Genomic DNA, 22,749 nt, shown 5'->3' on the forward strand with positions numbered 1-22,749 from the left:
CTGTTACGACGGGAAAGCGCGTGTCGTTGGGAGCATGGCCGTCGTGATCCTGATGACCGACCGCCGATCGCCGTTGTCCCCCCGGCTCCCCCGGACGCGCCGCCGGTCGCCCGGACTGGCTCCGAGCCTGCTGGCGGGCGTGGTCGCGGCCGGGCTGGGGCTGGGCTCGTTCGCCGTGCTGGTGATGGTGCTGTGGATCAGCTCGCCCTATCCCGACAGCGGGCCGGGCGGCGCACTGCACGTCGCCGCGGCCCTGTGGCTGCTGGCGCACGGCGCGGAACTCGTCCGCACCGACACGCTCTCCGGCGTCCCCGCTCCCGTGGGACTGACGCCGATGCTGCTGTTCGCCCTGCCGGTGTGGCTGCTGCACCGGGCGGCCCGCGACGCGGTGGACGGCGCGTACGGGGACGACGGCCCGGCGCCCCTGGTCGCCGGGCGTACGGCCTGGGCCGGGGTGGTGCTCGGCTACCTCGCCGTCGGGTGCGCGGTCGCGGCGTACACGGCGAAGGGCGTGCTGCGTCCGGACTGGGAAGGGACGGCGGTGTGCGTACCGCTCGTCGCCGTGGGCGCGGCCGGGGCCGGGGTGTGGACGGCGTACGGGCGTCCCCGCCGGCCGGTGAACGGCGTGCTGAAGCTGCTGGGACCACTGCGGCGGGCCCTCCCCGGCGCGCGGACCCGGGCGCGGCTCGGTGCCTCGGCGCGGGCGGCGACCGCCGGCGCCGCGGTGCTGGTCGGGGGTGGAGCGCTGCTGGTGGCGGTGTCGCTGGTGTGGCACGGCCCGGCCGCCCGGGTGGCGTTCGCCCAGCTCACGGAGGGGTGGTCCGGCCGTTTCGCGGTACTGCTGCTCTGTCTGGCGCTGGTGCCGAACGCGGCGGTGTGGGGCGCGGCGTATGCCCTGGGGCCCGGTTTCGCGTTGAGCGCCGGGCAGGTCGCGGGGCCGCTGTCCTCCGACCCCGCCCCTCTGCTGCCGCCGTTTCCGCTGCTCGCGGCGGTGCCGGGGGCGGGATCCGGTACGCCGCTGCACTGGGCGGCCGGCGCGGTACCTCTGGCGGCCGGGGTGACGGTGGGCTGGTTCACGGCGCGGGCGGCGGTCGCGGAGGGGGCCGAGGCGGGGCGGCCCTGGTCGTGGCAGCGGACCGTGGGACAGGCCGGTACGGCGGCGCTGCTGTGCGGGGGCTGGCTCGCGGTGCTGGCCGGATCGGCGGGCGGCCCGCTGGGAGTGGACGCGCTGGCCCGGTTCGGTCCGGTGTGGTGGCAGGTGGCGGGGGCGACGGTGGCGTGGGTGGCGCTGGTCGGGGTGCCGGTGGCCGCGGCGGCGCGGTGGTGGGGCTGCCGCGAAAGCGCCGGGGAGGGTGGGGCGCCGGTGCCGGCCACGGGCAAGCGGCAGGTGGCGGAGGGCGAGAAGAGGGCTGCGGCGCGCGTCGAGGCGTCCGGCGCGACCGCGGACACCGGCACGGCGTCGAAGGATGCCGAATCCGGTCCGCCGCGCGTTCCCGCGTCACGCGAGCCGGCACCCGACCCGGACAGGTCCGGCGCCGCGGAGGGCGCCTACGGGACGTACGCGGCCGACGACGCCGAGGGCACCTACGGGACGTACGCGGCCGACGACGCCGAGGGCACCTACGGGACGTACGCGGCCGACGACGCCGAGGGCGGCTTGGAGGATGCTGACCGCTCGCACGACGCCGAAGACTTCTACGGGGCTGAAGGTTCCCACGCCGCTGTCGGCTCGGACGACACCGACGACTTCTATGACGCCGACGGCTCGTACGCATCCGACGGCTCGTACGACGCCGACGGCTTGGACGACACCTACGAGGCGTACGAGCCTCTCCCCCTCAGCCCCTCGCCGCCCTGGACGTACGACGACGCCGCCCGCGAGGCCCGCTGGGCGGCGTTGCGTGAAATCTCCGCGAAGATGGAGGCGTTGGAGACGATGGAGGCGGCGGAGACGGCCGAGCCGACGGATCCAGCGGTGCCGGGGGACTCGATCGACCCGGAAACCTCGACAGACCCGACGAATCCGGAGGAGCGGACGAACCCGGCGAATGGAGCCGACCCGTCTTAGGCGTTGGCCCCCAGTACCTTGCGCAACTGCTCCGGCAGCAGCTCGCTGCACGCCTGCCGGGCCTCGTTCGTGAGGGCGTCAGTGGTGCACGTGTAGTAGTCGCGGTACACCATCTGCGCCGCGAACGACGCGCCGACGAGCGCGATCGCCAGCGACGCCGTGACCAGGCCGCTCACCGCCGCCGCGGTCTGCGGGCGCGCCGGCGTCGCGCCGGCCCGTGCGTCCGGCGACGGCGTGCGCGGCTTGGCGCGCAGGGCGCTGACGCCCCAGTACAGCGCCAGCGCGCCCAGCAGCAGCGCCACGTACGTCCAGCTGAACAGGGCGAAGAAGAAGGCCCACATGCCCGCCAGCAGCGCGTAGCGTGCCCGGCGCTGGGCCGGGTCCGTGGGGTCCCAGCGCATGCCCGGAGTCGGGCCGCCCGGTCGTTCGGGGTTGCCGCCGGGCCGGTCGCCGAATCCTCCGCCGGAGGAGCGGCCGGGCTGACGGTCGCTCCACTGGCTGCCCCACGTCGGACGCCCGCCGTCTCCCCGCGATCCGTCCGAGCCGCCGGAGCCGCCGGAGTCCTCGCTGTCACCGGAAGGCCGGCGCGGCTGCCAGGGCCGGTCCGGCGTGCCCTCCGGCGGCGGTGCGAACGGGTTGTCGTCCTGGCCCGGACCGCCCTGCTGGCCGCCGCCGGCGTTGCCCGAGGACGCGTCGGACGACGAGGCGGGGCGCTCCCGCAGCAGCACGCCGCTGCGCTTCCTCCCCTGTACCGACTGCGGGGGGAGCGTGAGGAGTCGCAGACTGCGGTCCGGCATCAAGTGAGCGTCTTCCCTTGCATGAATCTGGCTGTATGGAACTGGCCGCCGTGGAACGGGCCACGGACCAGTCGGCCCGACGGTCGTCGTGCCGACGGTGGTGCATCGCGCTGGTCGGTGGTGCATCCCGCTGCTTACTGGTGAACGCACGGTGCCCGGACCGCGTTCCCGAACCGGCTCGTCCCAGACGCTACCTCCCGGCCACGCCCCCGTCCCGTGGGGGCCGCCCGGTGTGCCGGTATCGTTGCTGACGGTCGACCGCTTCGTAGGCTTCCCCGTATCCGGGGACACGAAGCATTCGTACGACCATACAAACGCTTCCCCGAGAAAGGGCCCCACCGTGGCCGCCAAGCCCGTGGCCAGGACCGCCAAGCGCCTCGTCGTGCTGGTCTCCGGATCCGGCACCAATCTGCAGGCGCTGCTCGACGCCGTCGCGGCCGAGGGCGCCGAGGCGTACGGGGCCGAGATCGTGGCGGTCGGAGCCGACCGCGGCGGCATCGAGGGGCTTGCGCGCGCCGAGCGGGCCGGGCTGCCCACGTTCGTCTGCCGGGTCAAGGACCACGCAAGCCGTGAGGAGTGGGACGTCGCCCTCGCCGACGCCGTCGCCGCGTACGCACCCGACCTCGTCGTCTCCGCCGGGTTCATGAAGATCGTGGGCAAGGAGTTCCTGGCCCGGTACGGCGGGCGGCTCATCAACACCCACCCCGCCCTGCTGCCCAGCTTCCCCGGCGCCCACGGCGTCCGTGACGCGCTCGCGTACGGCGCCAAGGTCACCGGATGCACCGTCCACTTCGTCGACGACGGCGTCGACACCGGGCCGATCATCGCCCAGGGCGTGGTGGAGGTCCGGGACGAGGACGACGAGAGCGCGCTGCACGAGCGCATCAAGGACGTCGAGCGAAGGCTGCTCGTCGAGGTCGTGGGGCGGCTCGCCCGCAACGGCTATCGCATTGAGGGACGAAAGGTAGTTATCCAGTGACCGCCGAGAGCAACAAGCGGGCCATCCGACGGGCGCTCGTCAGCGTCTACGACAAGACCGGGCTCGGGGAGCTGGCCCGTGGCCTGCACGAGGCGGGCGTGGAACTCGTCTCCACCGGGTCCACCGCCGCCCGCATCGCCGCCGCCGGCGTCCCCGTCACCAAGGTCGAGGAGCTCACCGGCTTCCCCGAGTGCCTGGACGGGCGGGTGAAGACCCTGCACCCCAAGGTGCACGCGGGCATCCTCGCCGACCTGCGCCTGGAGGACCACCAGCGGCAGCTCCAGGAACTCGGTGTCGAGCCGTTCGACCTGGTCGTGGTCAACCTCTACCCGTTCCGCGAGACCGTCGCCTCCGGCGCGAGCCCCGACGAGTGCGTCGAGCAGATCGACATCGGCGGCCCGTCCATGGTCCGCGCCGCCGCCAAGAACCACCCCTCCGTCGCCGTCGTCACCAGCCCCGCGCGATACGGCGACGTCCTCGCCGCGACCAAGGGCGGCGGCTTCGACCTCGCCACGCGCAAGCGGCTCGCCGCGGAGGCGTTCCAGCACACGGCGGCGTACGACGTGGCGGTGGCCTCCTGGTTCGCGTCCTCGTACGCGCCCGCCGACGACTCGGAGTTCCCCGACTTCCTGGGCGCCACCTGGGAGCGCAAGAACACCCTCCGCTACGGCGAGAACCCGCACCAGCCCGCCGCGCTGTACGTGGACGGCGCGGGCGGCGGCCTGGCGGAGGCGGAGCAGCTGCACGGCAAGGAGATGTCGTACAACAACTACACGGACACGGACGCCGCCCGCCGTGCCGCGTACGACCACGACGAGCCGTGCGTCGCGATCATCAAGCACGCCAACCCGTGCGGCATCGCGATCGGCGCCGACGTCGCCGAGGCGCACCGCAAGGCGCACGCCTGCGACCCGCTGTCGGCGTTCGGTGGCGTCATCGCGGTGAACCGGCCGGTCAGCAAGGAGATGGCCGAGCAGGTCGCGGAGATCTTCACCGAGGTCATCGTCGCGCCGGACTACGAGGAGGGCGCGCTGGAAGCCCTCGCCAGGAAGAAGAACATCCGCGTCCTCAAGGCGCCTGCCGCGCCCTCGAACCCCGTCGAGGTCAAGGCGATCGACGGCGGTGCCCTCCTCCAGGTCACCGACCGTCTCCAGGCCGACGGCGACGACCCCGCCCACTGGACGCTGGCGACCGGTGAGGCGCTGAGCGCGGAGGAACTGCGGGAGCTGGCGTTCGCCTGGAAGGCGTGCCGGGCGGTGAAGTCCAACGCCATCCTGCTCGCCAAGGACGGCGCCTCGGTCGGCGTCGGCATGGGGCAGGTCAACCGGGTCGACTCCGCGAAGCTGGCGGTGGAGCGGGCCGGCGCCGAGCGCGCGCAGGGTGCCTACGCGGCCTCCGACGCCTTCTTCCCCTTCCCCGACGGGCTGGAGATCCTCACCGAGGCGGGCGTCAAGGCCGTCGTGCAGCCGGGCGGTTCGGTCCGTGACGAGCAGGTCGTGGAGGCCGCGCGCAAGGCGGGCGTGACGATGTACTTCACGGGGACGCGGCACTTCTTCCACTGACCCCGGTTCAGCCCGCTCGTCCCACAGTTCCGCCGGGCAGCCCCGGCGGTCCGCGGCCTCCGGCCCTCCCGCGAGGGGGCCGGAGGCCGCGGTCGTGCCGGGGGCAGGGCCTCCATGACGCGGGGCGGAGGGGTGGGGCCTCCGCCGGAGCGGAACACGGGCGGGTCGTGGCCGCCGCGCCGGGGCACGGGCGGCCGGTGGCTCGGCGGGCCGCCGCCGGGGCACGCGCGACGGGTGGTTCGGTGGCCCCGGGCACGGCGACGCACGAAGGCCGTGTCTCCCGTCGTACGGGTGGTCGGCGCCGAGCGCTCCACCGGTCAGTAGCGCGGGCGGCGGAACCATTCCGCGGTGGCCCGCTTCGCGGAGAAGACGATCAGCAGGATGGAGATCGCGATGATGATCAGCCCGATGCCGTACGCCGCGATCATGACGATGCCGGTGACGATCGCGAACGAGCCGTAGACGATCGAGCAGACCCGGACGCCGTTGCCGCCCTTGGCGTACTGGAGCAGCAGCACCACGCCCAGGATCGCGAAGACGGTGGCCAGACCGAGCAGGAAGACCACGACGCCCTTGCCCAGGTCGGCGATCGCCTCGGCCTCGTCCCCGGAGACACCGGCATCGGCCATCGCCTGGTCCCACTCGCCGAGCGCGACGCCGTACAGCACCGCGATGACCGCGTGGGCCAGCGCGATCACACCGAGCATGATCTGCGCGGCGCGCGTGATGCCGGGCATTTGCGCCGGGGCGCCGGGGGCGTAACCGCCGCCGTAGGGCTGCTGGACCGGCGGTGCGGGCGGGAAGCCGTAGCCCTGCGGAGGGACACCGGGCTGACCCTGCTGGGGGAAGCCGTAGCCGGGGGACTGGGGATGCTGCGGCGGCTGTCCGTACGGGTTGTTCGGCTCGCCGAAACTCATGGCGGTGTTCCCTCCGTGATGCCTGGTGTGCGGGGACGACGCGGCGCGATGCGGAGGAATGGGTGCTGCAGATGCGGTTCGTCCCCCCGGTACAGCCCGCGGCACTGTGCCGTCAATCGTTCTTCAGCCACGGTCGGCTTGTCCAGCCGCATTCGCCATGTGTTGTGCAAGTGCAACATCACTGATCATGAGGGCGTACATGAGGGGATACGCGAGGGATACGCCGGGACGGCCACCCGGCGACCCGGATTGGAACCGGGAGGCGGTCATCCGGGAGGATGGGTCCATGACCGCCCAGATTCTCGATGGCAAGGCCACCGCAGCCGCGATCAAGTCCGATCTGACCGCCCGCGTGGCGGCGCTGAAGGAGAAGGGGGTCACGCCGGGCCTCGGCACGATCCTGGTCGGGGACGATCCCGGCAGCCAGAAGTACGTCGCCGGCAAGCACCGCGACTGCGCGCAGGTCGGCATCGCCTCCATCCAGCGCGAACTGCCGGGTACGGCGACGCAGGAAGAGATCGAGGCGGTCGTACGGGAACTCAACGATGACCCGGCGTGCACCGGCTACATCGTGCAACTGCCGCTGCCCAAGGGCGTCGACGAGAACCGCATCCTCGAGCTCATGGACCCGGACAAGGACGCGGACGGGCTGCACCCGATGAACCTGGGTCGGCTGGTGCTGAACGAGCCCGCGCCGCTGCCCTGCACCCCCAACGGCGTACTGACGCTGCTGCGCCGCTACGGCGTGGAGATCAAGGGCGCGGAGGTCGTGGTCGTCGGCCGGGGCGTGACCATCGGCCGGCCGATGCCGCTGCTGCTCACCCGGCGCAGCGAGAACGCGACGGTGACGCAGTGCCACACGGGTACGCGCGACCTGTCCGCCCACCTGAAGCGGGCGGACATCATCGTCGCCGCCGCCGGGTCCGCGCACCTGATCCGGCCCGAGGACGTCAAGCCGGGCGCGGCCGTCCTCGACGTCGGTGTCTCGCGCAGCGCCGAGGGCAAGATCGTGGGTGACGTCCACCCGGACGTCGCGAAGGTCGCCGGCTGGATCTCCCCGAACCCCGGGGGTGTCGGTCCCATGACCCGGGCCCAGCTGCTCGTCAACGTGGTCGAGGCGGCGGAGCGCAGTGTCGGCTGAGTCGGCGGAGGAGAAGGGCGCCACCGAGCGGGAGGACGCTGCCGCCGGGAACGGCGCCGCACCGAACGGCAGCGCGCACGTGCCGGACGGCAAGTCCGCGAACGGCTCCGCGCGCGGGCCGGAGGGTGTGTCGGCGAACGGCTCCGCGCGTCGGCCGAAGGATGTGTCGGCCAACGGTTCCGCACCCGGGCCGGAGGGCGTGGCGTCGAACGGCTCCGCGCGTGGGGCAGAGGGTGTGTCGGCGAACGGCTCCGCGGGCGCCGGGCACGCAGAGTCCCCGAACGGCTTCCCGCGCGGGTCGCAGGGCGCGGCGTCGAACGGCTCCGCCCCTTCCGGGTACGGCGAGTCCCCGAACGGCTCGGCGCTCCCGGCGCACGGCGAGTCCCCGAACGGGGACCCGGATGACGGCGAGTTGGTCGTGCGGGACGCGATCAGTGTCGTGGACGAGGACGGGACGCCCCGGCGGGCCACCCGCCGCTTCCCCCTGTTCACCAGGGACACCGCGCGGCCCGAGGGCGGCGGCCGGGCGGCGTCCGGGGACGCGCCCGCGCCCGCGCGGCAGTGGCCGATGCTCGCCGTGCTGGTGCTGGTCGGTCTCGGCCTGCTGCTGACGGCGTTCGACGCGTTCCGGATCGGCACCATGCTGGTCGGTGTGGCCCTGGTCGGCGGCGCCGTGCTGCGCTGGCTGCTGCCCGGCGTCGGCATGCTCGCCGTGCGCTCCCGCTTTACGGACATCGCCACCTACGGCGTCCTCGGCCTGGTGATCGTCCTGCTGGCGTTGATGGCCCAGCCGAACCCCTGGCTGGAGGTCCCGTTCCTGAAGGACACCCTGCACTTCACCGTCAGCAGTTAGCCGGCGTCACGGCGCCCCGCGCAACGGCGGCCCATCCCCTCCCCCGAGCAAGGACGGGCCGCCGCCGCACCCAAACTCCCGCACCACGAACGGCCTGTTCAACGGCTGTCCGTGCGCTGTGGCACGGAAGTGACCGTTCCGCTACGGTGTCCGCGCCCCGCCACAGTCGCGGGCCGGTTGCGTCTGGGTGCGAGGCGCACCGCTGAGACGTCCGAGGTCACCGGTGTGTGCCCGTTGTGTCGATGTATTGACAGCTTCGGGGATGCCGGAGCAAGACACTGCACAGCGGGGCTAACCTGCCCAATCGGGATGGTCCGGGACGTCCCGAGCGTGAGCCGGCACGCATCAACCGGCGGTATCAGGGGGAAAACCGGCTCATCAGGGGGAAAAGGGGGAAGCGATGCCTCGTTGGAAGGCCTTGCCGGAGGAACTCGATCCGCAGATCAGGGAGTTCGCCACCCAGCTGCGTCGGCTCGTGGACCGCAGCGGCCTGAGCATCTCGGCGCTGTCCGACCGCACGGGTTACAGCAAGACGTCCTGGGAGCGCTATCTGAACGGTCGGCTGCTCGCGCCGAAGGGCGCGGTCGTGGCGCTGGCCGAGGTCACCGGCACCAACCCGATCCATCTGACCACCATGTGGGAGCTCGCCGAACGGGCCTGGAGCCGTTCGGAGATGCGGCACGACATGACCATGGAGGCGATGCGGATCTCGCAGGCGCGCGCGGCGCTCGGCGAGTTCGGCGCGCCCCCGGCGACCCCCAAGGGCAGAACGGCCCGCCGGGGCGGCAGCGCGACGGCGACGCCGGGCATCGCGGGCCCGGCGGGCGTGTCCCCGACGGTGCCGTCCCAGCCCACGGCACCCGACGCGAACGCCCGGGAGGCCGAGGGACGGCAGGGCGTCAACTCGTGGGGCCTCGCGGGGTACGCGGGGCCGTCCCCGTCGGGCGGACGTCAGGGCGCCGGTGCGGGGGCGACCCGGGCGCAGGCCGACCGGGCGCCCGACGCCGGCGGGACGCCGCAGACCCCGCCGCGCACCCCCTCGGACGGCGACGCGTCCGGCAGGCGGCGGCTCGCGCTGTTCCTGGCCGGTGCGGTCGTCGTGGTCGTCGCGGCCGGTGCCGCCTACCACTTCACGGGCGACGGCGGCGACCGGAACGACACCGCGGGCGTCTCCCCGTCCCCCTCCGTCAGCGCCGCCGCCGACCTGCCACCCGGCGTGAAGTGCAGCGGCGAATCCTGCACCGGCAAGGACGCGGAGAGCATGGGGTGCAGCGGCGACCTGGTCACCACCGCGAGGACGGCCACCGTCGGCGCCATCGTCGTCGAGGTCCGCTACAGCGAGACCTGCGGCGCGGCGTGGGGCCGTATCACCCAGGCCGCCCCGGGCGACGAGGTCCAGGTGACCGTGGGCACCACCAAGGAGAACGGCTCTGTCACCACTGCCGGTGACACCATCGCGTACACCCCGATGATCGCCGTGCGCAATGCGGGTCAGGCAACGGCGTGCGCGACGCTGGCGTCGGGGGAGCGCGGCTGCACGCGGTAGCGCGGGACGCGCCACGGAGGCGACGAGCGCACCGTGGCGCCCGTTCGGTCCGACCCGTCGAAAAAAGGCGTCCGCGGCGCGCATGCGATCGCCGATCGCGGGCACGCGAGCAGTACCCCCACGGGAGTCCGGCAACGGTACCCCCACCCGGCGGTCGTCCCGTCTCTCCTCTCCCGGACGGGCGGCCGCCGCCTTTCGTAAGCTCTGTGGGCTGGGCCACACCGACCCGGACGTCCGGCATCCCGGAGGCGCGATAGCCTGACCGCTGGATCTCTCTTGACGCCAAGAGATCGATCAAAAAGCCGGGGCAGGGACGCCCCACCGCCAGCTGTCATACGGAGAACGCCATGACCCGCACTCCCGTGAACGTCACCGTCACCGGCGCGGCCGGCCAGATCGGTTACGCCCTGCTCTTCCGCATCGCCTCCGGCCAGCTGCTCGGCGCGGACGTGCCGGTCAAGCTCCGCCTCCTCGAGATCACCCCGGCGCTGAAGGCCGCCGAGGGCACCGCGATGGAGCTGGACGACTGCGCGTTCCCGCTGCTCCAGGGCATCGACATCACCGACGACCCGAACGTGGCCTTCGACGGCGCCAACGTCGCCCTGCTCGTCGGCGCCCGCCCGCGCACCAAGGGCATGGAGCGCGGTGACCTCCTCGAGGCCAACGGCGGCATCTTCAAGCCGCAGGGCCAGGCCATCAACGCGCACGCCGCCGACGACATCCGCGTCCTGGTGGTCGGCAACCCGGCCAACACCAACGCGCTGATCGCGCAGGCCGCCGCCCCGGACGTACCGGCGGAGCGCTTCACCGCGATGACCCGCCTCGACCACAACCGCGCGCTGACCCAGCTGGCGAAGAAGACGGGCACGCCGGTCTCCGAGATCAAGAAGCTGACGATCTGGGGCAACCACTCCGCCACGCAGTACCCGGACATCTTCCACGCCACGGTCGCCGGCAAGAACGCCGCCGAGGTCGTGAACGACGAGAAGTGGCTGGCCGAGGACTTCATCCCGACCGTCGCCAAGCGCGGCGCCGCCATCATCGAGGCCCGTGGCGCGTCCTCCGCCGCGTCCGCCGCCAACGCCGCCATCGACCACGTCTACTCCTGGGTCAACGGCACCCCCGAGGGCGACTGGGTCTCCATGGGCATCCCGTCCGACGGCTCCTACGGCGTTCCCGAGGGCCTGATCTCCTCCTTCCCGGTCACCTGCAAGGACGGCACGTACGAGATCGTCCAGGGCCTGGAGATCAACGACTTCTCCCGCGCCCGCATCGACGCGTCGGTGAAGGAGCTGGAGGAGGAGCGCGAGGCGGTCCGCGGCCTCGGCCTCATCTGATCCCGGCCACACCAGCCGCACGACCCCCGGTCCGCCGCCACGGGCCGGGGGTCGTCGGCTTTCCCGGTGCCTGCCGACGTCCTCGCGCGGACGACGCCCGCAACCCGTCGATTCCCCGACTCGCCCGGCCGTCCGCCGAGTGCCCGAGGACCGTTCTCGGCGGGACGTCAGCCGGTCCGGCGCAGCCGCTTCTCGAACCAGTGCCCGGCGTAGACGTGCTCCGCGTAGGCCGGGATCTCCGTGTATCCCGATGCCCGGTACATCGTCCGCGCTTCGGTGAGCACGGCGTGCGTGTCCAGCCGGACGACGTCGAAGCCGCGCTCGGCCGCCTCCCGTTCCAGCGCCGCCAGGATCCGGCGGGCCAGGCCGAGCCGCCGGGCGTCCGGGTGCACCCACAGGTGCTTGATCTCGCCCACGCCGGGCTCGAGACGGCGCAGCCCGCCGCAGCCGACCGGGCGCTCGTCCTCGTACGCCACGAAGAAGGCGCCGCGGTCGCCGGAGACCTCTTCCGGGCGTACGAGATCGGTGGGATCGAAGCCCTCGGGGAACCGTTCGTCCAGGTCGGCGGCGTAGGCGTCGAGGGTGGCGCGGGCGTCCGGGTGGGCGCCGTCGACGCGTTCGACGGTGGTGCCGGCCAGGCGCAGCAGGCGTTCGGCGGTGGTGACGGCCTCGGTGAGCCGGGCGCGCTGGGCCGGGGTGAGGCCGTCGAGCAGGCCGCCGACCAGGGCGTCGGCCCGCCGGTTCTGTTCCTTGACCTCGACGCGCCCGGCCGGGGTGAGTTCGATCATGCGCAGCCGGCTGTCGTCGGGGTGGACGCTCAGCCGGACCATCCCCTGCGCCTGGAGCGTCTTCGCCATCCGGCTGAGATAGCCGGCGTCCAGGCCGAGGCGGGCGCGCAGTTCGCGCAGCGAGGCGCCGTCGCCGATCTCGAAGAGCAGCCGGGCCTCGCCGAGGGGGCGGTTCTGGCCCAGGTAACGGTCGTCGAGGGCGCCGATGCGGCGGGTGAAGTAGCGGTTGAAGCGGCGGAACGCCGCGACGTGCTCTGACACTGCCTCCATATTTCTTTGACCCTAGTCAAAGAGTTGCGGTCGGTCCAGAGGAGCTGGCTGTCTTTCCTCGCCCTATGTCCGAAATGCCAGTGAGGCAGCCCACTTTCGGCCATCGATTGCGCATGCCCGAAAGGGGTACGGGCAGGCGCCCACGGTCTTGAACAGGAACGGAAGGCAAGACCGAGCATGTCGGACAGAGCGGAGAACCAGGTGCCTCAGGCGCGCGACACGATCCACGTGGCAGGCCAGTGGCGGCCCGCCGCCTCCGGCGCCACGCGCGAGATCCTCGACCCCGCGGACGCCCTGCCGTTCGCCGTGGTCGCCGAGGGGGACGAGAAGGACGCCGACCTGGCCGTCGAGGCCGCCCGGCAGGCCTTCGACGGCGGCCGGGGCGAGTGGTCCCGCACTCCCGTGGCCGAGCGTGCCGCCCTGCTGCGCCGCGTCGCCGACCTGCTGGTCCGTGACCGTGAGGAGCTCGGCCTGCTGGAGAGCCGGGACGCCGGCAAGACCGTCGAGGAGGGCCGCGTCGACATCGACTGCGTCGCCGACGCCTTCCGCTGCTTCGCCGACCTGGTGGCGGGGGAAGGGGCCGGCCGGGTCGTCGACGCGGGCTCGCCCGACATCCACAGCGTCGTCGTCCACGAACCGGTCGGCGTCTGCGCGCTGATCACGCCCTGGAACTACCCGCTGCTCCAGGCCAGCTGGAAGATCGCGCCCGCGCTCGCCGCCGGCAACACCTTCGTGATCAAGCCGAGCGAGATCACGCCGATGACCACCATCGCCCTGATCGACCTGCTCGCCGAGGCCGGGCTGCCCGCCGGGGTCGCGAACATCGTCACCGGCCCCGGCCACACGGTCGGCGCCCGCCTGGCCGAACACCCCGACGTCGACCTGGTCTCCTTCACCGGCGGCCTGATCAGCGGCACCAAGGTCGCCGCGGCCGCCGCGCCCACCGTCAAGAAGGTCGCCCTCGAACTCGGCGGCAAGAACCCCAACGTCGTCTTCGCCGACGCCTGCGCCACCGACGAGGCCTTCGACACCGCCGTCGACCAGGCCCTCAACGCGGCCTTCATCCACAGCGGCCAGGTCTGCTCCGCGGGCGCGCGCCTCATCGTCGAGGAGTCGGTCAGGGAGCGGTTCGTCGCCGAACTCGCCCACCGCGCCTCCAAGATCCGCCTCGGGCGCGGCACGGCGGACGGCGTCGAGTGCGGCCCCCTCGTCTCCGAGCAGCAGCGCGCCAAGGTGGAGTCGTACGTCGCGTCCGCGCTGGCGGAGGGCGCGGTGCTGCGCAGCGGCGGCAAGCGGCCCGAACCCGCCGGGTCCAGGCCCGCCACCGGCTACTTCTACGAGCCGACGGTGCTCGACCAGTGCCACCGCGAGATGCGGGTCGTGCGCGAGGAGGTCTTCGGTCCCGTCCTCACGGTGGAGACCTTCCGTACCGAGGACGAGGCCGTGGCGCTCGCCAACGACACCGAGTACGGGCTGGCCGGCGCGGTGTGGACCGCCGACGCGGGGCGGGCCCGCCGGGTCGCCGGGCGGCTGCGGCACGGCACCGTGTGGATCAACGACTTCCACCCCTACCTGCCGCAGGCGGAGTGGGGCGGCTTCGGCAAGAGCGGCGTCGGCCGCGAACTCGGCCCGGCCGGGCTCGCCGAGTACCGGGAGACCAAGCACGTCTACCAGAACCTCGCGCCGAAGCCGGTGCGCTGGTTCGCGGGCTGATCCCGCCCCCTTCCCCCAACCCCCCACTGGAGCACCGGAGTAGCATCCATGCCCGAGAACAGTCATACCTACGACTACGTCGTCATCGGCGGCGGCACCGCGGGTTCCGTCATCGCCTCCCGCCTCACCGAGAACCCCGACGTCACCGTCGCCGTCATCGAGGGCGGCCCCAGCGACGTGGACCGCGAGGACGTCCTCACCCTGCGCCGCTGGATGGGCCTGCTCGGCGGCGAACTCGACTACGACTACCCCACCACCGAGCAGCCACGCGGCAACTCCCACATCCGGCACAGCCGCGCCCGCGTCCTCGGCGGCTGCTCCTCCCACAACACCCTCATCGCCTTCAAGCCGCTGCCGTCCGACTGGGACGAGTGGGAGGCGGCCGGCGCCAAGGGCTGGGGCGCGGTGCGGATGGAGGCGTACTACGCCCGGTTGCTGAACCACATCGTCCCGGTGGACGAGAAGGACCGCAACGCCATCGCCCGCGACTTCGTCGACGCCGCCCAGGCCGCGCTGGGCGTGCCCCGCGTGGAGGGCTTCAACAAGAAGCCGTTCACCGACGGCGTCGGCTTCTTCGACCTCGCCTACCACCCCGAGAACAACAAGCGGTCCTCGGCCTCCGTGGCCTACCTCCACCCGGTGATGGACAGGCGGCCCAACCTGACGATCCTGCTGGAGACCTGGGCGTACCGGCTGCAGCTGAACGGCACCCGCGCCGAGGGCGTCCACGTGCGTACCGAGGACGGCGAGGAGATTCTCGTCCGCGCCCGGAACGAGGTGGTGCTGTGCGCGGGCGCGGTCGACTCGCCGCGGCTGCTGCTGCACTCCGGCATCGGCCCCCGCGAGGACCTGGAGGCGCTCGGCATACCCGTCGTCCACGACCTGCCCGGCGTCGGCGAGAACCTGCTCGACCACCCGGAGTCCGTGATCGTCTGGGAGACCCACGGACCCATCCCGGAGAACTCGGCGATGGACTCCGACGCGGGCCTGTTCGTGCGTCGCGACCCCGAACAGGCGGGCCCCGACCTGATGTTCCACTTCTACCAGATCCCGTTCACCGACAACCCGGAGCGGCTGGGCTACGAACGGCCCTCGTACGGAGTGTCCATGACCCCGAACATCCCCAAGCCGAAGAGTCGCGGGCGGCTGTACCTGACGAGCGCGGACCCCGCCGAGAAGCCCGCGCTCGACTTCCGCTACTTCACCGACGAGGACGACTACGACGGCCGCACCCTCGTCGACGGCATCCGCATCGCCCGCGAGATCGCGAAGACGGAGCCGCTGGCGGGCTGGCTGAAGCGCGAGGTGTGCCCCGGCCCGGACGTCACCGGCGACGAGGAACTCGGCGAGTACGCCCGCAAGGTCGCGCACACCGTGTACCACCCGGCGGGCACCTGCCGGATGGGCGCCGCCTCCGACGAACTGGCCGTAGTCGACCCCGAGTTGCGGATCCGTGGACTGGACGGCATCCGGATCGCGGACGCGTCGGTGTTCCCGACCATGACCGCGGTGAACCCGATGATCGGGGTGTTGATGGTCGGTGAGCGGGCCGTGGAGCTGATCGGGGGTGGTGCGCGATGAGCACCGCTGCCGACACCGCCCCCGTGTTCTCCGTCGACGGGCTGTGGAAGGTCTTCGGCACGAAGGCCGACCGTGTCCCCGCCGACCCCGAGCTGACCGCCCTGCCCGTCGCCGAGCTGCGCGCCCGCACCGGCTGCACCGCCGCCGTCCGGGACGTCTCCTTCGACGTGCGCAAGGGCGAGGTCTTCGTCGTCATGGGCCTGTCCGGCTCCGGCAAGTCCACGCTGGTGCGCTGTCTGACCCGGCTGATCGAACCGACCGCCGGGACCATCGCCATCGACGGCGAGGACGTCCGCGCCATGGACCGGACCCGGCTGCGCGAACTGCGCCGGCACCGCGCCGCGATGGTCTTCCAGCACTTCGGCCTGCTGCCGCACCGCACCGTCCTCGACAACGTGGCGTACGGCCTGGAGATCCAGGGCGTGGGCAGGGCGGAGCGGCGCCAGAGGGCGGGCGAGGTCGTGGCCAAGGTGGGCCTCGCGGGCATGGAGCAGCGCAGACCGGGCCAGCTGTCCGGGGGCCAGCAGCAGCGGGTCGGCCTGGCGCGTGCCCTGGCCGTCGACCCGGAGGTGCTGCTGTTCGACGAGCCGTTCAGCGCCCTCGACCCGCTGATCCGTCGGGAGATGCAGGAGGAGGTCGTCCGGCTGCACCGCGACGAGGGCCGCACGATGGTCTTCATCACCCATGACCTCAGCGAGGCGCTGAAACTTGGTGACCGGATCGCCCTGATGCGCGACGGCCGGATCGTCCAGCTCGGCACTCCGGAGGAGATCGTCGGCTCGCCCGCCGACGACTACGTCCGCGCGTTCGTCCGCGACGTCCCCCGCGAACAGGTCATGACCGTCCGCACCGCCATGCGGCCCGCGTCCGCGGAGGAGGCGGGGGCCGGCCCGGCGGTGTCCCCGACGGCGACCGTGTCGGAGGCCATCGAGGCCGTCGCCCGCAGCGGAGGGCCGGTGCGGGTGGTCCACGAGGGCCGGTGCCTGGGGGTGGTCGACCACGAGGGGCTGCTCGGCGTGGTGGCCGGCACCCAGCCCCGCGAGGAGGTGGCGTGATGGCCACCGTCACCGCCTCGGCTCCCCGGACCCTGCCCGCCGCACTGAAGAACCGGGCCGTCGCCAAGCTCGCCCTGCTCGCCCTGGCCGCGGTGGTCCTCGTACCGCCGGCCGTGGCGCGCTGGGCGAGCGGCAGCTGGCCCGAGGCCCTCACCGTCGACCTGACCCAGCCGCTCACCGCCGCCAGCGACTGGATCATCGACAACCGGGACAGCCACCCGCTGTTCCTCTACTTCTTCGGCCACCTCAGCAACGCGGTCGTCCTGTCCGTCCGGGCCGTCTACCTCGCCCTCCTCGCCATCGGATGGGCGGGTGTCACCGCGCTCGGCGCCTTCGTGGCCTGGCGCGTCGCCGGTGTGCGGCTCGCGCTCGGCACGGCCGCCGCGTTCCTGGCCTGCGGCCTGCTCGACATGTGGCTGCCCACCATGCAGACCCTGGCCCTGATGGCCGTGGCGGTGCTGGCGTCCGTCGTCGTCGGCGCCCTGCTCGGACTCGCCGCCGGGTTGTCCGACCGGATGGACCGCGCCCTGCGCCCGGTCCTCGACACCATGCAGGTCCTCCCCGCGTTCGCCTACCTCCTCCCCGTCGTCCTGGTCTTCGGCATCGGCGTCCCCGCCGCCGTCCTCGCCACGGTCGTCTACGCCGCCCCGCCCATGGCCCGCCTCACCGCGCTCGGCCTGCGCGGCGCCGACAAGGAGGTACTGGAGGCGGTCGAGTCGCTGGGCGCCACCGCCCGGCAGCGCCTGCTGACCGCCCGTATCCCGCTGGCCCGCAAGGAACTCCTGCTCGGCCTCAACCAGACGATCATGATGGCGCTGTCCATGGCGGTCATCGCCTCCGTCATCGGCGCCGGCGGCCTCGGCGACCGCGTCTACCAGGCGCTGGCCTCGGTCGACGTGGGCGCCGCCCTCGCCGCGGGCATCCCGATCGTGCTGCTCGCGGTCGTCCTGGACCGCGTCACCGCGGCCGCGGGCGACGGCACCGGGGAACGCCCGCGCGCCGGATGGCCGTACGTCCTGGCCGGCGCCGTGGGCCTCGCGGTCGCCGCACGCCTGCTGGGCCGCGCCGACTGGCCCGAGGCCTGGACCGTGAACATCGCCGAGCCGGTCAACCGCGCCGTCGACTGGATGACCGCCCACCTCTACTCGGGCGTCCCGGTCGTCGGCGGCACCGCCGACTGGGCCGGCCGTTTCACCACCTGGGTCCTGGACCCGCTGCGGGACGGCCTGCAGTGGCTGCCCTGGTGGTCCGTGCTGCTCGTCGTCGCCGCCCTGGCCTGGCTGATCGGCACCTGGCGCACCGCGCTGACCGCCGTCCTCGCCATGGCCGCGATCGGCGTCCTCGGCGTCTGGGAGCCGTCCCTGGACACCCTCTCCCAGGTCATCGCCGCCGTCGCCGTCACCCTCGTCCTGGGCTTCGCGACCGGCATCGCGGCCGCCCGCAGCGAGCGCTTCGAGCGTGCGCTGCGCCCCGTCCTGGACGTCTGCCAGACCATGCCGCAGTTCGTGTACCTGATCCCGGTCGTCGCCCTGTTCGGCGTCGGCCGCGCCCCGGCGGTCGCCGCGGCCGTCGTCTACGCCCTGCCCGCGGTCGTCCGCATCACCGCCCGGGGGCTGCGGCAGGTCGACCCGGCCGCGCTGGAATCGGCCCGCTCGCTCGGCGCGACCGGCGGACAGCAACTGCGCCAGGTCCAGCTCCCGCTCGCCCGCGCGGCGCTGCTGCTGGCGGTCAACCAGGGCGTGGTGCTGGTCCTCGCCGTCGTCATCATCGGCGGCCTGGTCGGCGGCGGCGCCCTCGGCTACGACGTCGTCTTCGGCCTCGCGCAGGGCGACCTGGCGACCGGTCTGGTGGCCGGCGCCGCGATCGTCTGCCTCGGCCTGATGCTCGACCGGGTGACCCAGCCGACGGATCGCCGCGCGAAGAAGGGAGCGTGACATGCGTACACGTACGAGCGTCATGGCGGCGGTGACCCTGCTCGCCCTGACCACCGGCTGCGGTGCCGCCGACATGACCCGGCAGGCCTCGCCCTTCGCCAACGCGCAGGGGGCGAAGACCGTGACCCTGTCCGTGCAGTCCTGGGTGGGCGCGCAGGCCAACGTCGCCGTCGCCCAGTACCTGCTCGAACACGAACTCGGCTACCGCGTCGACACCGTCCAGATCGACGAGGTCCCCGCCTGGGACGCCCTCAGCCAGGGCCGCGTCGACGCCCTCCTGGAGGACTGGGGGCACCCGGAGGAGGAGCAGCGCTACGTCGAGGACAAGAAGACGATCGTGGGCGCCGGCGACCTCGGTGTGACCGGGCACATCGGCTGGTACGTCCCCACGTACTTCGCCGAGCAGCACCCCGACGTCACCGACTGGAAGAACCTCAACAAGTACGCCGACCGGTTCCGCACCCCGGAGAGCGGCGGCAAGGGCCAGCTGATGGACGGCTCACCGTCCTACGTCACCAACGACAAGGCGCTGGTGAAGAACCTGGACCTCGACTACCAAGTGGTCTTCGCCGGTTCGGAGGCCGCGCAGATCACGCAGATCAAGCAGTTCGCGAAGGAGAAGAAGCCCTTCCTGACCTACTGGTACTCGCCGCAGTGGCTCTTCAAGAAGGTCCCGATGACCGAGGTGAAGCTGCCCGAGTACAAGGAGGGCTGCGACGCGGACCCGGAGAAGGTCGCCTGCGCCTATCCGCACACGCCGCTGCAGAAGTACCTGAACGCCGACTTCGCGAAGGACGGCGGGGCGGCGGCCCGGCTGCTGAAGAAGTTCCAGTGGACGACCGAGGACCAGAACGAGGTCTCCCTGATGATCGCCGAGCAGAAGCTGACGCCGGAGGAGGCGGCGAAGAAGTGGGTGGACAGCCACGAGTCCACGTGGAAGACGTGGCTGTCCTGACGGTCACCGCGTGATGCCGGCCGTGATGTCGCGAACCGCCTGGACGGCTCTGCGCTGCAACCCCGGCCCGAAGGTGATCCGCGTCGCCCCCCGCCTGCCGAGCTCGGCGAGTCCGGCGAGCGCGGGGGACTCGGTGAGTTCGGTCGGCTCGGTGAGTCCGGTCGGCTCGGTGAGTCGGGGGGACTCGGTGAGTTCGGTCGGTGCCGAGGGGCGGGCACCGTCCAGGCGTGCGAACACGTTGATCGGGCCCTCGATCCCGGCCCGCAGCAGCGGCAGCACGTCGGGCGGGGCGGCGATCGGGTACACGCAGTCGGCGCCCGCGGCGACGTACAGGGCCGCCCGCTCGATGGCCCGCTCGGGCTCCTCCACCCCGCGTACGAACGTGTCTACGCGCGCGTTGAGGAACAGCCGGTCACCCGCCGCCGCCCGCACCTCCGCCAGCCACTCGGCGTGCGCGTACGGGTCCTTGAGGACGCCTCCGCTCGAATCCTCCAGGTTGCAGCCGACGGCGCCGGTCTCCAGCAGCCGCTCGACCAGTTCCCGCGGCGCGAGCCCGTACCCGTCCTCCACGTCCGCCGACACCGGCACGTCCACCGCCCGCACGATCCGGGTGACGGCCGCGAACATCTCGTCCGGCGGCGTCTGCCCGTCCTCGTACCCGAGCGAGGCGGCCACCCCCGCACTGGGCGTCGCGAGCGCCGGGAAGCCGGCGTCCACGAAGGCGCGGGCGCTGGCGGCGTCCCACGGGCCCGGGAGGACCAGGGGATCGGCCGGGTCCGGCCGTCGGTGCAGCGCGCGGAACGTCTCTGCTCGGCTCACCACTCGACACTGACCGCCGGGATCCGCCGGCTCACCATCAGCCGGTTCCAGCTGTTGATCGCGGCGATGAGAGCAATGAGACGGGCGAGACCGCGGCCGTCGAAGTGCCGCGCCGCCCGCTCCCGCTCGTCGAGCAGATCCCCGGCCTCCTCCCAGGTGGCCGGCTGATCGAGCTGCCTCTCCCGGTCCCGGCCCGACTCGGCCGGGGCAAGGCCCGTGCCCGTCCCGTGCTCGGCGAGACGCATGTCCGGGCAGAACGCCCGGCGGTTGAGCCGGGAGGCACGGACCTGCACCAGCTCGGCGAGCACCGGATCACCGAGGCCTCGCTTCGCGGCGGCGCTCAGCTGCCGCATCGCGGTGCGGACCCCGTCGTCCAGACGGGTGGTGCGTACGCTCACGGGTGCTGCCCCGGCCGGTAGTGGCCCGGCATCCGACGGCAGGTCACCCCGAACCTGTTCCAGGCGTTGATCACCGTGATCGCGGCGATCAGCTGCACCAGCTCGGCCTCCTCGAAGTGCCGCGCCGCCCGCTCGTACACCTCGTCCGGCACGAACCCGTCCGTCAGCACCGTGACGGCCTCGGTCAGCTCCAGCGCCGCCAGCTCCTTCTCGGTGTAGAAGTGCGGCGACTCCTTCCATGCGCTGAGCTGGACGATCCGCTCCACGCTCTCGCCCGCCGCGAGCGCGTCCTTGCTGTGCATGTCGAGGCAGAACGCGCAGTGGTTGAGCTGCGAGGCACGGATCTTCACCAGCTCGCGCAGCGTCGGGTCCAGGCCCCGCTGCGCGGCCGTGTCGAGCCGGACCATCGCCTTGAAGACGTCGGGGGCGAGCGCCGCCCAGTCCAGGCGGGGGGTGGGCTCGGGGGCGTGCTCGACAGGCGTGGCGCTGTGGTCGTCGGTCATCGTCATGCCTGGACCCTACGAGCGAGGCGGCCCAGGAGTATGGTCCATTTCCATGCTGGAATCCCGGGCCACTTTGGGCATCGACCTGCACCTCGCACCGTCCGGACCCGGCCTGCGCCGCGGTCTGACCGACGCCCTGCGCGACGCCGTCCGCACCGGCCGCCTCGCGCCCGGCACCCGGCTGCCCTCCTCCCGCACCCTCGCCGCCGACCTCGGCATCGCCCGCAACACCGTCGCCGAGTCCTACGCCGACCTCGTCGCCGAGGGCCGGCTCACCGCCCGCCAGGGCTCCGGCACCTGGGTCGCCGAGCGGGCCGTCCTCCCACCGCCCGACCGGCCCGCCCCGCACCGGCGCCCACCCGGCCACCCCGCCTACGACCTCGTCCCCGGCACCCCCGACCTCGCCTCCTTCCCCCGCGCCGAGTGGCTCAAGGCCGCCCGCCGCGCGCTCACCGCCGCCCCGAACGAGGCCCTCGGCTACGGCGACCCCCGAGGCCGCGTCGAACTGCGCACCGCCCTCGCCGACTACCTCTCCCGCGCCCGCGGCGTACGCGCCGATCCCGAGCGCGTCCTCGTCTGTCCCGGCTTCGCCCACGGCCTCGGACTCCTCGCCAAGGTCCTCCACACCCGCGGGCTGCGCACCCTCGCCGTGGAGTCCTACGGCCTCGACGCGCACTGGAACCTCGTCGAACGCGCCGGCCTGCGCACCCTCCCCCTCCCCTTCGACGAACGCGGCACTTCGCCCCAGCCCCTCGACTCCCCACGGCAGCGGTCAACCGCGGGCTCCCTCCTGGACGACCTCGCCGCCACGCGGGCCGTGCTGCTGACGCCGGGCCACCAGTTCCCGACGGGCGTCGCCCTGCGTCCCGTGCACCGCGCCGCCGTCGTGGACTGGGCCCGGCGGACGGGCGGACTGATCCTGGAGGACGACTACGACGGCGAGTTCCGCTACGACCGCCAGCCCGTCGGCGCCCTGCAGGACCTGGACCCCGACCACGTCGTCTACCTCGGCACCGCCAGCAAGTCCCTCGCCCCCGGCCTGCGGCTTGCCTGGATGGTCCTGCCGCCCTCCCTCGTGCCGGACGTCCTGCGGCACGCCGGCGGACCCGCCACAGGCGTCCTCGAACAGTTGACCCTCGCCGAGTTCCTCACCTCCGGCGCCTACGACCGCCATGTCCGCGCCGCCCGCCTGCGTTACCGGCGCCGCCGCGACGAACTGGTCGCCGCCCTCGCCGAGCACGCACCCGACGTCCGCGCCACCGGCATCGCGGCCGGCCTGCACGCCGTTCTCCGGCTGCCGCCCGGCACCGAACAGCCGGTCGTCCGCGCGGCCACCTGGCAGGGCGTCGCCGTCCACGGCATCTCCCGCTACCGCCACCCCGCGGCACCGGCCCGGCACCCCGACGCCCTGGTCGTCGGCTACGGCACCCCACCCGACCACGCCTGGGCGGGAAGCCTGGAGGCCTTGTGCAAGGCGCTGCCCTGAGACACCCCCGACACGGGCGAGGGCACCGCCCCGCTCCGACGGGCCAC

General features: G+C 73.0%; 19 protein-coding genes. 13 read left to right on the forward strand and 6 right to left on the reverse strand.

The features are described 5' to 3' along the window. The first annotated feature begins 34 nt into the window (after window positions 1-34). A complete protein-coding gene (locus IPT68_RS35045; protein WP_373300718.1) occupies window positions 35-2,068 on the forward strand; it encodes a cell division protein PerM in 2,034 nt (677 codons plus the stop codon). Here the strand turns inward: IPT68_RS35045 and IPT68_RS22055 are convergent. Next, window positions 2,065-2,865, reverse strand: coding sequence for a hypothetical protein (locus IPT68_RS22055; protein ID WP_189700971.1), 801 nt, complete (start codon window positions 2,863-2,865; stop codon window positions 2,065-2,067). The genes IPT68_RS35045 and IPT68_RS22055 overlap by 4 nt on opposite strands. 340 nt (window positions 2,866-3,205) lie before the next feature. Here IPT68_RS22055 and purN point away from each other — a divergent pair, with 340 nt between their 5' ends. Further along, window positions 3,206-3,844 (forward strand): phosphoribosylglycinamide formyltransferase, encoded by a 639-nt coding sequence (gene purN, locus IPT68_RS22060; protein ID WP_189700970.1) that lies wholly within the window; start codon window positions 3,206-3,208, stop codon window positions 3,842-3,844. Continuing rightward, window positions 3,841-5,406 carry a bifunctional phosphoribosylaminoimidazolecarboxamide formyltransferase/IMP cyclohydrolase gene (purH, locus tag IPT68_RS22065; RefSeq protein WP_189700969.1) on the forward strand — a complete coding sequence of 522 codons (1,566 nt, stop codon included), beginning with the start codon at window positions 3,841-3,843 and terminating at the stop codon, window positions 5,404-5,406. Before purN ends, purH begins: the two co-directional genes overlap by 4 nt. Before the next feature lie 317 nt (window positions 5,407-5,723). Here the strand turns inward: purH and IPT68_RS22070 are convergent, their stop codons facing one another. After that, window positions 5,724-6,323: a hypothetical protein gene (locus IPT68_RS22070; protein WP_189700968.1), complete on the reverse strand. Its 600-nt coding sequence runs from the start codon at window positions 6,321-6,323 to the stop codon at window positions 5,724-5,726. 286 nt (window positions 6,324-6,609) lie between these two features. On the opposite strand from IPT68_RS22070, the gene IPT68_RS22075 reads away from it, so the two are divergent. The 4 genes from IPT68_RS22075 to IPT68_RS22090 all read left to right on the forward strand — a co-directional run bounded on the left by IPT68_RS22075 (window position 6,610) and on the right by IPT68_RS22090 (window position 11,200). Further along, entirely contained in the window at window positions 6,610-7,464 is an 855-nt protein-coding gene (locus IPT68_RS22075) for a bifunctional methylenetetrahydrofolate dehydrogenase/methenyltetrahydrofolate cyclohydrolase (protein WP_189700967.1), read from the forward strand. 412 nt (window positions 7,465-7,876) lie between these two features. Next, window positions 7,877-8,317, forward strand: a complete 441-nt coding sequence (locus tag IPT68_RS22080; RefSeq protein ID WP_189700991.1) for a DUF3017 domain-containing protein — start codon at window positions 7,877-7,879, stop codon at window positions 8,315-8,317. Window positions 8,318-8,717: 400 nt separating this feature from the next. Continuing rightward, window positions 8,718-9,863, forward strand: a complete 1,146-nt coding sequence (locus IPT68_RS22085; RefSeq protein WP_189700966.1) for a helix-turn-helix domain-containing protein — start codon at window positions 8,718-8,720, stop codon at window positions 9,861-9,863. Window positions 9,864-10,210: 347 nt separating this feature from the next. Then, window positions 10,211-11,200, forward strand: a complete 990-nt coding sequence (locus IPT68_RS22090) for a malate dehydrogenase (RefSeq protein WP_189700965.1) — start codon at window positions 10,211-10,213, stop codon at window positions 11,198-11,200. A gap of 167 nt (window positions 11,201-11,367) precedes the next feature. Here IPT68_RS22090 and IPT68_RS22095 read toward each other — a convergent pair whose 3' ends face one another. After that, window positions 11,368-12,258, reverse strand: coding sequence for a helix-turn-helix domain-containing GNAT family N-acetyltransferase (locus IPT68_RS22095; protein WP_189700964.1), 891 nt, complete (start codon window positions 12,256-12,258; stop codon window positions 11,368-11,370). Window positions 12,259-12,435: 177 nt separating this feature from the next. Here IPT68_RS22095 and IPT68_RS22100 point away from each other — a divergent pair, with 177 nt between their 5' ends. From IPT68_RS22100 to IPT68_RS22120, 5 genes are read left to right on the forward strand one after another with little or no spacing between them, the layout of a single operon-like run. Continuing rightward, on the forward strand, window positions 12,436-13,971 hold the full coding sequence (locus IPT68_RS22100) for an aldehyde dehydrogenase family protein (RefSeq protein ID WP_189700963.1): 1,536 nt from the start codon (window positions 12,436-12,438) through the stop codon (window positions 13,969-13,971). Between the two features lie 48 nt (window positions 13,972-14,019). Continuing rightward, the gene (locus IPT68_RS22105; protein WP_189700962.1) at window positions 14,020-15,552 is read left to right on the forward strand and encodes a GMC family oxidoreductase; all 1,533 of its coding nucleotides are present in this window, start codon (window positions 14,020-14,022) and stop codon (window positions 15,550-15,552) included. Next, window positions 15,549-16,607 carry a quaternary amine ABC transporter ATP-binding protein gene (locus tag IPT68_RS22110; RefSeq protein WP_189700961.1) on the forward strand — a complete coding sequence of 353 codons (1,059 nt, stop codon included), beginning with the start codon at window positions 15,549-15,551 and terminating at the stop codon, window positions 16,605-16,607. Before IPT68_RS22105 ends, IPT68_RS22110 begins: the two co-directional genes overlap by 4 nt. Next, entirely contained in the window at window positions 16,607-18,541 is a 1,935-nt protein-coding gene (locus IPT68_RS22115; RefSeq protein WP_189700960.1) for an ABC transporter permease, read from the forward strand. Before IPT68_RS22110 ends, IPT68_RS22115 begins: the two co-directional genes overlap by 1 nt. Window position 18,542: 1 nt before the next feature. After that, window positions 18,543-19,496, forward strand: coding sequence for an ABC transporter substrate-binding protein (locus IPT68_RS22120; protein ID WP_228039803.1), 954 nt, complete (start codon window positions 18,543-18,545; stop codon window positions 19,494-19,496). Window positions 19,497-19,499: 3 nt separating this feature from the next. Here the strand turns inward: IPT68_RS22120 and IPT68_RS22125 are convergent, their stop codons facing one another. From IPT68_RS22125 to IPT68_RS22135, 3 genes are read right to left on the reverse strand one after another with little or no spacing between them, the layout of a single operon-like run. Then, window positions 19,500-20,315 (reverse strand): isocitrate lyase/PEP mutase family protein, encoded by an 816-nt coding sequence (locus tag IPT68_RS22125; RefSeq protein WP_189700959.1) that lies wholly within the window; start codon window positions 20,313-20,315, stop codon window positions 19,500-19,502. Further along, window positions 20,312-20,713: a carboxymuconolactone decarboxylase family protein gene (locus IPT68_RS22130; protein ID WP_189700958.1), complete on the reverse strand. Its 402-nt coding sequence runs from the start codon at window positions 20,711-20,713 to the stop codon at window positions 20,312-20,314. The genes IPT68_RS22125 and IPT68_RS22130 overlap by 4 nt, the downstream gene beginning before the upstream one ends. Then, window positions 20,710-21,216: a carboxymuconolactone decarboxylase family protein gene (locus IPT68_RS22135; protein WP_373300722.1), complete on the reverse strand. Its 507-nt coding sequence runs from the start codon at window positions 21,214-21,216 to the stop codon at window positions 20,710-20,712. The genes IPT68_RS22130 and IPT68_RS22135 overlap by 4 nt, the downstream gene beginning before the upstream one ends. Before the next feature lie 52 nt (window positions 21,217-21,268). Between IPT68_RS22135 and pdxR the strand changes: the two genes are divergently transcribed. Beyond that, a complete protein-coding gene (gene pdxR / locus IPT68_RS22140; protein WP_189700956.1) occupies window positions 21,269-22,702 on the forward strand; it encodes a MocR-like pyridoxine biosynthesis transcription factor PdxR in 1,434 nt (477 codons plus the stop codon). Window positions 22,703-22,749: the final 47 nt, after the last annotated feature.

The organism is Streptomyces chromofuscus (genome assembly GCF_015160875.1).
In the GTDB taxonomy this organism is placed as follows: domain Bacteria; phylum Actinomycetota; class Actinomycetes; order Streptomycetales; family Streptomycetaceae; genus Streptomyces; species Streptomyces chromofuscus.